13 protein-coding genes are annotated in these 12,167 nt (G+C 69.4%); 5 read left to right on the top strand and 8 right to left on the bottom strand.

Annotated features, from left to right (window positions below; translation table 11 throughout):
• The 3 genes from ACWCO3_RS22905 to ACWCO3_RS22895 form a co-directional block, all read left to right on the top strand.
• On the top strand, positions 1 to 375 hold a 375-nt coding region (locus ACWCO3_RS22905; protein WP_450011926.1), incomplete at its 5' end, for a YciI family protein.
• Entirely contained in the window at positions 372 to 1,631 is a 1,260-nt protein-coding gene (locus tag ACWCO3_RS22900) for an RNA polymerase sigma factor (protein WP_450011924.1), read from the top strand. The genes ACWCO3_RS22905 and ACWCO3_RS22900, both read left to right, overlap by 4 nt.
• Positions 1,628 to 2,134 (top strand): SRPBCC family protein, encoded by a 507-nt coding sequence (locus ACWCO3_RS22895; RefSeq protein WP_450011922.1) that lies wholly within the window; start codon positions 1,628 to 1,630, stop codon positions 2,132 to 2,134. The genes ACWCO3_RS22900 and ACWCO3_RS22895 overlap by 4 nt, the downstream gene beginning before the upstream one ends.
• A gap of 22 nt (positions 2,135 to 2,156) precedes the next feature.
• Here the strand turns inward: ACWCO3_RS22895 and ACWCO3_RS22890 are convergent, their stop codons facing one another.
• Positions 2,157 to 5,015: a CBM96 family carbohydrate-binding protein gene (locus ACWCO3_RS22890; RefSeq protein ID WP_358164821.1), complete on the bottom strand. Its 2,859-nt coding sequence runs from the start codon at positions 5,013 to 5,015 to the stop codon at positions 2,157 to 2,159.
• A gap of 75 nt (positions 5,016 to 5,090) precedes the next feature.
• Positions 5,091 to 5,492 carry a nuclear transport factor 2 family protein gene (locus ACWCO3_RS22885; RefSeq protein ID WP_145780268.1) on the bottom strand — a complete coding sequence of 134 codons (402 nt, stop codon included), beginning with the start codon at positions 5,490 to 5,492 and terminating at the stop codon, positions 5,091 to 5,093.
• A gap of 157 nt (positions 5,493 to 5,649) precedes the next feature.
• Here ACWCO3_RS22885 and ACWCO3_RS22880 point away from each other — a divergent pair, with 157 nt between their 5' ends.
• On the top strand, positions 5,650 to 6,291 hold the full coding sequence (locus ACWCO3_RS22880; RefSeq protein WP_208745149.1) for a DNA alkylation repair protein: 642 nt from the start codon (positions 5,650 to 5,652) through the stop codon (positions 6,289 to 6,291).
• A 71-nt stretch (positions 6,292 to 6,362) separates the two neighbouring features.
• Here the strand turns inward: ACWCO3_RS22880 and ACWCO3_RS22875 are convergent, their stop codons facing one another.
• The 3 genes from ACWCO3_RS22875 to ACWCO3_RS22865 form a co-directional block, all read right to left on the bottom strand.
• A complete protein-coding gene (locus ACWCO3_RS22875; RefSeq protein WP_145780264.1) occupies positions 6,363 to 7,235 on the bottom strand; it encodes an NmrA/HSCARG family protein in 873 nt (290 codons plus the stop codon).
• Positions 7,236 to 7,299: 64 nt separating this feature from the next.
• Positions 7,300 to 7,749 (bottom strand): DUF6069 family protein, encoded by a 450-nt coding sequence (locus ACWCO3_RS22870; protein WP_145780263.1) that lies wholly within the window; start codon positions 7,747 to 7,749, stop codon positions 7,300 to 7,302.
• Positions 7,750 to 7,800: 51 nt separating this feature from the next.
• Positions 7,801 to 9,288 (bottom strand): MFS transporter, encoded by a 1,488-nt coding sequence (locus ACWCO3_RS22865; RefSeq protein WP_357928533.1) that lies wholly within the window; start codon positions 9,286 to 9,288, stop codon positions 7,801 to 7,803.
• A gap of 121 nt (positions 9,289 to 9,409) precedes the next feature.
• On the opposite strand from ACWCO3_RS22865, the gene ACWCO3_RS22860 reads away from it, so the two are divergent.
• The gene (locus ACWCO3_RS22860) at positions 9,410 to 10,111 is read left to right on the top strand and encodes a TetR/AcrR family transcriptional regulator (RefSeq protein ID WP_280116481.1); all 702 of its coding nucleotides are present in this window, start codon (positions 9,410 to 9,412) and stop codon (positions 10,109 to 10,111) included.
• A 40-nt stretch (positions 10,112 to 10,151) separates the two neighbouring features.
• On the opposite strand, the gene ACWCO3_RS22855 is transcribed toward ACWCO3_RS22860, so the two are convergent.
• The 3 genes from ACWCO3_RS22855 to ACWCO3_RS22845 are packed head-to-tail and all read right to left on the bottom strand — an operon-like array spanning position 10,152 to position 12,157.
• Positions 10,152 to 11,075 (bottom strand): MBL fold metallo-hydrolase, encoded by a 924-nt coding sequence (locus ACWCO3_RS22855; protein WP_145780258.1) that lies wholly within the window; start codon positions 11,073 to 11,075, stop codon positions 10,152 to 10,154.
• The gene (locus ACWCO3_RS22850; RefSeq protein ID WP_358050778.1) at positions 11,072 to 12,004 is read right to left on the bottom strand and encodes an aromatase/cyclase; all 933 of its coding nucleotides are present in this window, start codon (positions 12,002 to 12,004) and stop codon (positions 11,072 to 11,074) included. Before ACWCO3_RS22850 ends, ACWCO3_RS22855 begins: the two co-directional genes overlap by 4 nt.
• A gap of 3 nt (positions 12,005 to 12,007) precedes the next feature.
• Positions 12,008 to 12,157, bottom strand: coding sequence for an acyl carrier protein (locus ACWCO3_RS22845; RefSeq protein WP_450011928.1), 150 nt, complete (start codon positions 12,155 to 12,157; stop codon positions 12,008 to 12,010).
• Positions 12,158 to 12,167: the final 10 nt, after the last annotated feature.

Below are 12,167 nucleotides of genomic sequence, written 5' to 3'. Positions count from 1 at the left end.
CGCATCTCCGGACGCGTGATCGACGACTTCACCGACGGCCAGCGTGGCGTTCTCGCGGGTCTCGGTCAGGCGCTTCTGCTGTTCCTGGCGCTCTGCGACGAGGCCCACGGCGCCTTCTGCGCCGCAGCCGGTTCGGCCGTCCTCGACGGCCAGCAGTTGGAGCCGGCAGCCGTCGCGACCAGCCTGCGCAGCGACGCACACGGTCGGCTGGCCATCACCGACGGGCCGTTCCTGGAGACCAAGGAGGCGGTGGGCGGTTACTACCTGGTCGAAGCCTCCGACCTCGACGAGGTGATCGGTCTCGCTTCGCGGCTGTACGAGGTCTCCGCCGGGCACAGCGGGGTGGAGATCCGTCCGGTGGTCGATCACGGATGAGTGCCGAGGTCGTCGCGGCGGTCGCGCAGGCGCACCTCCGCGACTGGGCCCAGTTGCTGGCCGCGACGGCGCGGCTGACCCGGGACCTCGATCTCGCCGAGGAGTGCACCCAGGACGCCTACGCGCAGGCGCTGCGGGTCTGGCCGCAGATCGGCATCCCGGATCGCCCCGGCGCGTGGCTGACAACGACCGCCCGCAACCGCGCGTTGGATGTGCTGCGCCGCGAGTCGGTGTTGCGTCGGGCCCTACCGCTGCTGGTGACCGACCAGTCGGTGCCCGGCCCGGAGGACGGCCTCGACGACGACCGGCTCCGGCTGGTCTTCACCTGCTGTCATCCGGCCCTGTCCCGCGACGCTCAGGTCGCGCTGACGCTGCGGCTGGTGTGCGGTCTGTCCACGGCGGAGGTGGCCCGCGCTTTCCTGGTGCCGGAACCCACGATGGCCGCCCGGATCACACGGGCCAAGAAGAAGATCAGCGCCGCCCGCATCCCGTACCGGGTGCCGTCGCCCGACCACCTGGCCGAACGCGTCAGCGCCGTCCTCGACGTCCTCTATCTGATCTTCACCACCGGCCACACGGCGCCGAGCGGCGCGCACCTCGTCCGCCGTGACCTGGTCGACAGCGCCCTCAACCTCGCCCGCATGCTGCACCTGGTCATGCCGACCGACACCGAGATCAGCGGCCTGCTCGCGCTGCTGCTGCTCATCCACGCGCGTGACGACAGCCGGCTGTCTCCCAGCGGGCGGCTGCGACTGCTCTCGGAACAGGACCGCGGGCGTTGGGACAGGCGGCTCATCGGCGAAGGCGTCGCCCTGGTGACCGACGCGCTGAGCCGCAGGCCGCCGACCCGGTACGCCGTGGAGGCCGCCATCGCCGCCGTGCACGCCGAGGCACCGACCTGGCAGGACACCGACTGGGCGGAGATCGTCGGGTTGTACGACGTCCTGCTCCAGCTCTGGCCCTCTCCGGTGGTAGAGCTCAACCGGGCCGTGGCCGTCGGTCTGCGCGACGGTCCGCAGGCCGGTCTCGACGCGCTGGCACCGCTGCTCGCCGAACCAGCCCTGGCCACCTACGGCTACCTGAGCGCCGCCCGTGGTGACTTCCTGCGCCGACTCGACAGATGGGCAGCGGCGGCGGACGCCTACCGGGAGGCGCTGGCTCAATCCCACAACACGGTCGAGCGGGCCTTCCTGACCGACCGGCTCGACGACCTCCGCCGACATGCGTCGACCGATCTGGAGGAGGCGTACCGATGACGAGTGGTCAGATCGAACCCGTCGCGGTGTCCCGGCGGATTGCCGCGCCGGCGGCCGACATCTTCCGGATCCTCGCGGACCCGTGCCGACACACCGAACTCGACGGCTCCGGGATGCTGCGCGGTGCCGTGTCGGACCGGCCGATCGGCGCGGTCGGCGACGTCTTCGTGATGCGGATGTACTACTCGCCCTACGGCGACTACGCGATGAACAACCACGTCGTCGAGTACGAGGTGAACCGGCGCATCGGCTGGACGCCGGAACCGGGCCGAGGTCACCCGGACACCGCACCCGGTGCCACCCCGCTGCGGCGGTGGGGACACCGGTGGGCCTTCGAGCTGATCCCCGACGGCCCGGCCGCGACGATCGTGACCGAAACCTACGACTGCTCCCCACTGCCTGCCGACGAGCGAGCGGCGATGGACGACGGCCGCAGTTGGATCACGAGCATGACCGCGACGCTGGAACGGCTGGAGGCCTCCTGCCTCACCGTGCGCCACTGAGGTGGCGGTTGCCGCGGGTGCCCTAGGTTGTCACGAGTTCGAAGACCACCCTCCCTGTGGGGACGATGACCGAGCGCCAGCCGGATCCCGAAGCCGGCGAGGCGGCGGGCTTGCCACCGAAGCGTACGAGGCTCAGCCCTGGGTGGTGGAAGGTGACAGTGATGTCGCGACCCGTCGTGTTCAGCAGCTGACCACCACGGCCCTTTGCCAGGATGCTGACGTACGAATCGGTCTCGAAGCCGTACTCACGCCACCGCAGCGTGCGCCCCTTGCGGACGAGGTAATTGGTCACGTCAACCGTGTCGGCGGCTGCCCCGCCCGTGGTGCGATACCAGGCAGCCCACCCCTGCCACGTCACGTTGCCGATGGTGATCTCGGGAGAGCCATTCGACTCGATCGCGTAGTCGGTGTGGCCACTGGTGTGCGTGATGGACGCACCCGAGTAGCCGGTTCCGCCAACCCTGCTCATCGCAGCCTTCGGGTGTACGTCGTCAGAGGGGAAGAGCACGGTAACGGCGTTCTTGCGGGCGGCGGCGTCCAGTGGGTAGGTGACGTAGAGGTACCTCCCGAGGTGCCCGTCGGTCCAGTCGGCCAGTGGCCCACTCTTGACGTGGACCTGGGATGGGGGTGTGGCGAGGAACGCGGTGAGCTTCACCCCGGTGTCGGTGCACGGGTCCACATCGACAGGGAAGGTGTAGTCCGCCATCGCTGGGTCCGCGGCCGGGTCGCTGGCCGAGTTGGGATGCCAGGCCAGCCCCACCGGACCCGCGCCACTCACCTCCGTGAACTCGTCGAAGACCGTCCAGTAGCCCTGAGTGCCGGTGTTCGGATGAACGAACACCAGGCTGCGCCGGTGCCGGCCGTTGGGCAGCGCGCCGCCGGAGTCGCCGGTGGCGTAGTCGATGCCACCCCACATGAGGTCCTCGACGATGCCAGCGCCGTACGTCCTCACGTGATTGTTGAGACTCGGCGGGGCGAAATCGGCGAACGACGGCTCATAACCGATGAGCCCGGTGTTGCTGAGCACGGCCAGGTCCCTGATCTGGGCGTAGGTGAAGCCGACAGCCGGATAGGGGTAGCCGTTGTAACCAGAGTTGCGCAACACATGCTCGCCGTAGGCGGCCAGGTGCAGCGAGTTCGTGTCCCGATGCTGGTGGCCGCCGTCCTTGACGGCGTTCCACAGCGCACCGGCGAGCGCCCGCTGGTCGTGACTATTCTGCAAGAACCACGCACCCGCGTCGGGAAAGACCCGGCTCGGCACGGCGACGGTGGGCGATGGCGCTTGAGCCGTCAGGGCATACGTCGTCATCATCGGAAGCGGCGCGATGGTGACCCGGTTCAGGCTCCAGGCCGCGTTTGAACCCGCCGCCGTGCTGAACCTGTACGCGCTGTAGGTACGGGCGGAGCGCGACACCGCGCCGCCGATCGTCGCGCTGTCACCGAAGGTGTACTCGTCGCGGGCGACGACATCGGTGGTGGTGTTGACCAGAAGTCTGGGTACCGAATTGGCTTCGTCGGGGGTGTTCGGCTGCCGCGAGAAGAGCTGGGCGAACCGCTCGGCACCAGCGACTGTGGATCGGATGCCGACGGAGAACTTCCGGGAGCCGGTCGTCAGCGCGTCCCGGACAGCCGTCGTCACGTCCAACTCCGCCACAAACCTGGTGCGGGGAATCCATGTGCCCAGCAACGCCTTGGCGGCCGGCCGACCGCTCCAGCTCACGTTCTCCGGCCACACGTCGCCCACCTGCGAGACCTCCAACCGGCAACCGTCGGCGCCAACCTCTTTCACGTAGAGCCGGAGCCGCACTGTGACGACCTGGTCAGCGGTCAGGTCACCGAGATCGAAGCGCAGGTAGCACTCTCGGGTGAAGTCGGGCTCGTCCACCTTCGCGTGCAGCAGCCCACCAGACTCGCCTGGATCTCCGGCGTATTTCCCACCGCGCACCGTGACGTTGGCTTCGGCGGTCAGTCTCCGACGAGGCAGCCGACGGGTCACCGGCGTGGTGAGGTAGCCGGCATAGAACTCGATCGCCTTCTGGTAGTGCGGGTCCTGGTAGTAGTTGCGATATCCGGGCACGCCGGAGTAGAGCGTTGGCTCCCTGCTCAGGACATCGACGAAGTAGGACTTCGGGTCCCGGTCGCCCGGCGAACCCAGGCGATGGCCGACGTACGTGGGTGCGGCCAGGTACGCGCCGCTCTTGCCCATGACGGATTGGAGGTGCTTTTCGAGCTCGCCGATGGTCCTGCCGAGCGCCGCCAGGTCCGCGGTGTCCCCGCCGCCCGTCACCCGATAGGCGAGCCAGGTGCCGTACGCGCCGATCGGCGCTGCCGTCCAACTCGGGAAGGAGGCAAAGTCAGCGAAGATTGCGGCGATCTCTCCCAGTTGGGTCTCCGCGGTAGCTCGCTCGCTCGACGTCAGTGCGGCGTAGACGACATCCAGCCCGAGCACCAGGTGGAACAGGGCGTTGGCCTGTGGGACGGTGCCGCCCCACTGCGTCTTGTTGATCACGCCGGGGGTGGAGATCTCCTGGCGGAGGCGGCCCACCATCTGGAGGACTTTCTGGGCGTGGACCGGGGCGTTCTCGCCCGCGTCCAGGATGTACGCCAGGGACGAGTAGCTGGCGATCTCGGCAATGCGCTTGGAGCGGGCGCTGGCGTCCGGGTTCGCTACATACTCCCAGCCGGCCCGGCTGATCGCTGCGCTCCTCCAACTTTTCCAGGGCTCAGTCGCGGCTCGGCCACGCAGCTTGTCGAAGTCAGTGCCGGAGACGAGCAAACACGGGCGGGTTTCCACGGCCAGGGCGGGACTCGCCGTCAAGATCGGCAAAGCACCGGCGGCCCCGGCCAGCAGCGGCCATTGCAGGATCGTACGACGGCGCATGGCTCTCCCCCGATGACATGTAATCGCCGGAGGATGCTAGCCATGATCGCTGCTTCTTGCTGCCCCCTCAGCGGCTCACTGTTCGATCGAGCCGTCCGGAGGGTTGGCCGGCTGCTGGCCCGGCCAGAACGGCCATTCCTCGAACGACCGGCACCGCCCGTCGTCGGCGAATCGCATGATCCACAGATCGCGGTACTCCTGCTCGACCGGCTCGCCGTAGCGGACCTCCTGACGCGACACCGCGGTGTCGCCCTCGACCGCGACGATCTCGCTGGTCATCTGGAACACCTCGTCGGGACCCTTGCGCTGCTTCTCCCACATCTGTGCGATGGCCGGCAGGCCGACGACGGGCGTCCAGTACGGCCCCTGCTGGTAGCTCGCGTCCTCGGTGAAGAGGGTGACCAGGTCGTTGGTGCCCGGCGTCCGCCACACCCGCTCGTAGGCGGCGAGCCAGTCGTTGACGTGCTTCCTGTCCATGGACTTCACTGTGCCATTCGGCCGGCGGCGGGCAGCCGGAACCGACAAGCCGCAGGTCACCAACGGCCGACGCCGTCGTAAGGTGCATGTCACACCCGAGGAGTTGGAGGCTCTGGTGACCGCGACGACGCCCACCGACACGGTGGTGGCCGAGGTGATGGCCGAACTGGCCGCACTGGAGGACCCCCGCACGCGCGAGGTGAACGCGAAACACGGTGACGATCACGGTGTGCACCTCGGCAAGCTTCGGGCGCTCGCGAAGCGGCTGAAGACACAGCAGGAACTCGCGTGCCAGCTCTGGACGACCGACGACACCGCGGCGAGACTGCTGTCGATCCTGATCTGCCGCCCCAGGGCGTTCGGGCGTGCCGAGCTGGACACGATGCTGCGCGAGGCACGCGCGCCCAAGGTGCACGACTGGCTCGTGAACTACGTGGTGAAGAAGAACCCGCACTCCGAGGAGCTGCGCCTGGCCTGGTGCGCTGATCCGGATCCGGTGGTCGCGAGTGCCGGCTGGGCGCTGACCACGGAGCGCGTGACGAAGAAGCCCGAGAGCCTCGACCTCCCGAGACTGCTCGACGTCATCGAAAGCGAGATGAGGGACGCGCCGGATCGCCTCCAGTGGGCGATGAACCACTGCCTGGCCCAGATCGGAATCGAGCACGCCGCGCACCGCGCTCGCGCGATCGGCATCGGCGAACGGCTGGCGGTGCTCAAGGACTACCCGACCTCCCCGGGGTGCACATCTCCGTACGCGCCTGTCTGGATCAACGAGATGGTGCGCCGAGCGCATGCCTGAACAGGGATTCGACCGGGCGAATGGTGGCGGCGGCGCGGGGAGCGCCCGGACCTTCCCGCGCCGCCCCGTCGTCAGCCCTTGAGCACCCGGTCCCAGTCGACCGTCTTGGCCCAATCGGCGTAGCTGTGCCAGGTCACACCCGGGTACTGCGCCCGCAGAGCGACCACGTCGACGAAGTCGGTGTTGTCCTCGAAACGCTGGAACATGTCCGCGATCTCGTCGCCCGCCCACTGCCGGACCTGGGCGAGGGGCATCTGCCGGTACGGGATCTCCCGGCCGATCGCCGCACTGAGGATCCGGGCCGCCTCCTCGCCGGTCACACTGTCGGAGGCCACGTCGATCCGCTTACCCACCAGCTCGTCCGGGTGCTCGATGGCGTACACCGCCAGGCCGGCGATGTCGAGCACGGTGACCTGGTCCAGCTTCTTGCCCGGCGACAGGGGGTTGGAGAGGACGCCGTCGCCCAGGCGGCTGAAGTTCAGGTTGAGCACGTTCTCGATGAAGTAGACCGGTCCGAGCACTGTGGCGCGCACGTCCTGCCCGCGCAGGTACGTCTCGACCACCTGCTTGCTGTCGGCATGGTCGATGTCGCTGTCCTCCAAGCGGTCCGCGCCACGGACCGACGAGTAGACCAGGTGGGCGCCGACGCGAGTCGCGGTGTCGACGATCAGGCGTCCCTGGGCGATCTCCTCCTCCTTGCCACCATCACCGAAGGGCACCGAGAGTCCGAAGACCGCATCGACGCCGGTGGCGGCTCGGCCGAGCGCCTCGGAGTCGGCGAGGTTGCCGGGGGCGAGCTGCACACCACGGGCGGCGAGCGCCTGGGCGGCGGGTGACTCGGGCGCGCGGACGTACGCGACGACCTCGTGGCCATGGTCGAGGAGGAGGTCGCTGACCGCTCCTCCCTGGTTGCCGGTGGCACCGATGACGAGAACCTTGGTCATGGCTGCGTGTCTCCTTGCGTTGGAGGTGCGGGGCAGGGCGGCGGGGTCAGAGCGGCTGCGGGGGTCAGGGAGTGCCGAAAGGTCGTCGCCGCGCCGACGACCAGGCCAGGACAGGGACAAGGACGGCGGCCACAGCGAGGTGCAGCAGCACGAGGGAGGGGTGGTCGCCCTCGGTGCGGAAGGTGCCACCCCAGGGCATGGTGACTAGCAGCAGCACCAGGGCGGCGGCCGTCCAGATCAGCGTGGCCCGCCGTGGGACGAGCCGTTCGAGTACGGCGAGCAGCCCCCACCCGGCCAGGGAGGGCAGTAGGGCGACGGCGATGGTCTCGACGGCGCCGATGTCCTGCGGCGCGTCCGAGCCGAGCGCCGGGGCGTACAGGTCGTGGCCGGCGACCGGCTCGATGAGCACCCAGGTGAGCAGAGCGGCGAGGACCGCCCCGGCGACCCCGGCGAGACGGATCGGCCAGAGTCGGGTGCGGGAGGCCGACGGTGTGGGCGCGAGGTCGGTGGCCATGGCGAGTCTCCTTGGGCAGGGCGGACGGTCTGGGCGGGCAGGGCAGGCGGGTCAGTGCGTCTCGGACTCGTCTCGCGCCCGACGCGGCAACAGAAAGGCGAGCACGAAGGAGAGCGCGAGGAGCACGATCACCACGGTGAGGCCACGCAGGATCCCGTCGGTGAAGGCCTCGCGGGAGGCCTGCACCGAGGCGGCGTGCCTGCTGACGACGCCGAAGACGATGGTGCCAATGAGGGCCACGCCGATGCCGAAGCCGAGCTGCTGCACAGCGGTCAGGACCCCACCGCCGGTGCCGGACTCCTCCGGTTCCACGTCGGCCAGCGAGATGTCGAACAGGAGACCGATCATGATGCCCATCCCGAGACCGGAGATCGCGATCGACGGGACGAGATCCCAGCTGGTCAGGTCGGTCGAGTGGCGGCCGATGGTGAACCGGATGAACAGCACGCCCACGATCATCACCAGCAGACCGAGGTGCAGCGCCGTGCGACCGAGCTTGGCACCGAGGACGGCGCCGGTCAGGATGGCGCCGACGACCAGGAAGAGCGCCCAGGGCATCATCGTCGCGGCCGTCCGGGTGGGGCTCCAGCCCAGACCCGCCTGGAGGTAGACGCCGAGCGTCAGGGACATCCCGGCGGTGCCGGCGAAGAAGACCAGCGCCACGAGCAGACCCGCCAGGAATCGGGGCTTACGCATCAGGCTCAGTTCGATGACGGCGGCCTGGCCGCTGCGCTCGCGGCGCAACTCGTACCAGGCGAAGGCGGCGAGGACCAGCACGGAGGCGGCCATCATCACGAACGTCCACGCCGGCCAGTCGAGTTCGTGCCCCTGCACCAGCGGCAGGATGAGCAGGAGCAGACCGGTGGTGACCAGGGCGATGCCGCCCAGGTCGAACCTCGGGCGGGTGGCGACCCGAGACTCGGGCAGAAACCTGGCCGCAGCGTAGAGAGTCGCGATGCCGATCGGCAGGTTGATCAGGAAGACCATCCGCCAGCCGGTGTCGAACAGGTTGCTGTCGATGAGGAAGCCCGCCAGGATCGGCCCGCCGACCGCCGAGAGGCCCATCACCGGCCCGAACGCACCGAAGGCCGCGGCCTGCTCTCGGCGGGGGAACATCTGCTTGATCAGCCCCAGGCCCTGCGGGATCATCAGCGCGCCGAGGCCGCCCTGGAGGGCGCGGGCTGCGATCAGCTGCCACGGATCCTGCACCACGGCGCAGAGCAGTGACGCCAGGGCGAAGCCGGCCGCGCCGACGAGAAACATCCGTTTGCGGCCGAACATGTCGCCCAGCCGGCCACCGACGATCAGCAGGACCGCGAAGGGCAGCGTGTAACCGGCGGTCATCCACTGGATCGCCGTGAAGCCGCCGCCGAGATCCTCCCGGATGGTCGGCGCTGCGACGTTCATGATCGTGCCGTCCAAGAGGTCCATGACCTCCGCACCGAGGATCGCCGCCAGGGCGATCCACCGGTGCCGGTACGGCTGCGGTGTCTCGTCGGACGGCGCCTCGGGCGCTGCCTGCTCGGTCAGGGGATTCATCTCGACCTCTCCACGACGGTCAGCGTACGCTGTTCCACGCACGAACACCGTTCTAACAGCAAACACCGAATGGCGTCAACTACGATGTGTCGACCGGAGACGAGCGAGCATGGAGGCCCGCGTGACCCAGGCGATCCCCACGCCGCCATGGCAGACGCCCCCGAAACCCCCACCTCGGCAGCCGTTGAGCCAGGAGTTGATCGTCACCACGGCGCTGCGGGTCCTGGACGCCGAAGGGCTGGACGCACTGAGCATGCGTCGCGTCGCCCAGGAGCTCCAGACCGGACCGGCGTCGCTCTACGCCCACGTTGCCAACAAGGACGAACTGCTGGACCTGGTGTACGACCGGGTGCTCGCCGAGGTCGACATCCCCGAACCCGACCCGGCACGCTGGGCCGAGCAGGTCAAGGAGATGCTGCGCTCGTTGCGCCAGGTCTTCCGGTCGCACCGCGACCTGGCTCGCGTGTCGCTGTCGCGGATCCCGTTGGGCACCAACGGCGTGGCCGGAATGGAACGCACCATGGCGCTGCTGCGCGCCGGTGGCCTCCCCGACGACATCGCCGCCTACGCCGGCGACCTGGTGACCTCCTTCGTCACCACCGAGACGCTCGACGATGCCTTCCCGGGCGACGGCGTGGACACCAGCGCCGTTCAGGCATACGTGGCGCAGATCCACGACTACCTGACCTCACTGCCCCCGGACCGGTTCCCCAACCTCACGCAGATGGCGGGGCCGATCACGTCCCTGGACTCGGAGCGGCGCTTCGAGTTGGGCATGGAGATCATCGTGCGAGGCCTGTCGACGTACGCCGAACCAGCCTGAGCCGCCCCGCGCGCGACCGGTCGACGCGCGGGACGGCCCGTCAGGCCAGGCAGGTCAGCGGTCGCCCTCCGTTGTACTCGATCATCTCGGCCAGCACCGCGGCCACCGGTAGCGGCGCCCCCGACGGAACACCGGCCAGCTCGGCGTACGCCCGGTGCAGGTTCCCCACCACCCGCTCCGGGTCGAGCAGGTGCGCGAACTCCGACCAGTCCGACTCACGGGCCGCCTCCAGCGGACTGCGCCCCTGCGGGTACGCCTCGGCCGCCACCTCGACGATCCGCCGCAGGTAACGCTCGGTGGCGTCGAGGATCTCCGGACCGGTCACCGGACCGTGCCCGCAGACCACCGTCCGAGGCCGTAGCGCCCGCAACCGCGCCACCGCGTCGAGGGCCCCGGTGACCGAACCGAACAGCAGGAACGGCGTACAAGCGGACATCAGCACGTCCCCGGCGAACAGCACCCGCTCACGCGGCAGCCACACCACGACGTCGTTGGTGGAATGCGCCGGACCGACGTACAGCAGCTCGGCACGGCGCTCCCCGACATGCACCGTCAACTCCTGCGCGAACGTGACATCGGGCAGCACCACCTGGATGTCGCCCCACCGCACGTCCGGCCAGAGCCCGGTCAGCGCGAGCCCGGTCTCGGCCATCTCCTGGCGGGCCCGCTCGTGGGCGATGACGGTCGCCGAGGGGGTGAAGACCCCGTTTCCGAAGGTGTGGTCGCCGTGATGATGCGTGTTGACCAACGTGCGGACCGGGCCGGCCCGCAGCCCGCTGATCCGGTCGGCGAGGGCGCGGGCCCGCCGCTCGGTCGCCGCCGTGTCGACCAGCAGGATCCCTTCGGGCCCGGTGACAATGCCGGCGTTGCTCAAGCACCAGCCACCGTTGGGCTGGGTGTACGCGAACACCCCGTCAGCGACCTCGGTCAACTCCGCCGTCACCGCCGGCCCCGTCACGGTCATCGTCGGGCAGCAGCGTACGAGCCGGCGTGTGCCAGCGTCGTACGGCTGTTGCCGCCCAGCGCGGAGCGGACGAAGTCACGTGCGTCGGCGAGCGTGGCGCCCTCGCCGAGCACCTCCCGCACCCGGTCCGGATCGATGGCCACGGTGTGCTCGGCGGTGACCGTGGCACCGTCACCGTCGTCGGTGAAGAGCCACCGTCCGCTGTGACCCAGCAACAGGCGCGGTGGGACCAGTTGCTTGTAGACGATCCGCTCGACCGGTGTGCAGACCCGCACCGACCGGGTGGTGTGCGTCGAGCCGTCCTCGGTGACGGTGTCCATCTCCATGTCCTGCGTTCCCGGGCTCACCTCGCGCAGCACCACCCGGGCCACGTGCGGCAGCCGCTGTGGCCACTGATCGGAGCGGTTCACGAACTCGTACGCGTCGGCCACCGCGCCGTCCACCGGCACCCGGTCGGCGAAGGTGAACACGACGTCCTCGACGGGATGCCCGGTGGTGCCGATGCGAGCCAGGGCAGCCAGCTCCACAGGGCTGTTACGGTCCAGTGCCTCGGTGATCCAGCGGACCGACTCGGGGTCGTCACCGACGGCGGTGAACTCGTGCACCAGCACGATCTCGGTCCCGCCGCCGGCGGCAGCGCGGAAAATCCACTCACCACTCATCGAGGCGATCGGCGCCTGACTGCGTTCCTGGGTGAAGCCGATCCGCAGCCCTGCCGCGTCCAGGCTGCGACGGGACGTCCAGGTGGCCACCTCGCCGCCGACCAGCGCCCAGAGCTGGAACCGCTCGGCGGACTCCGAGCGCTCCAGGTGGTGCACGTACACCGTCGGGGCGAAGATGGCCGGCCAGCGGGTGACATCCGCGGCCAGGTCGTAGAGCACGCGGGGTGGCGCCGCGACGGTCAGCGTGTGTTCGGTCCGGTGCGACACGGCTCAGCTCGCCGCGGCCAGGCTGTGCCGGATCTCGTCGAGCATGGCCCGCGGCGTGGGCAGGCCAGCGATCTTCTCGTCCGGGATCGTGACCTTGTAGTCGCGTTCCAGGATCGCGGCCGTCTCCATCACGGCCAGCGAGTCGTAGCCCAGATCCTCGAAC

Source organism: Micromonospora sp. NPDC002411 (genome assembly GCF_053592955.1).
This window is presented reverse-complemented; position numbering and strand designations above follow the sequence as displayed.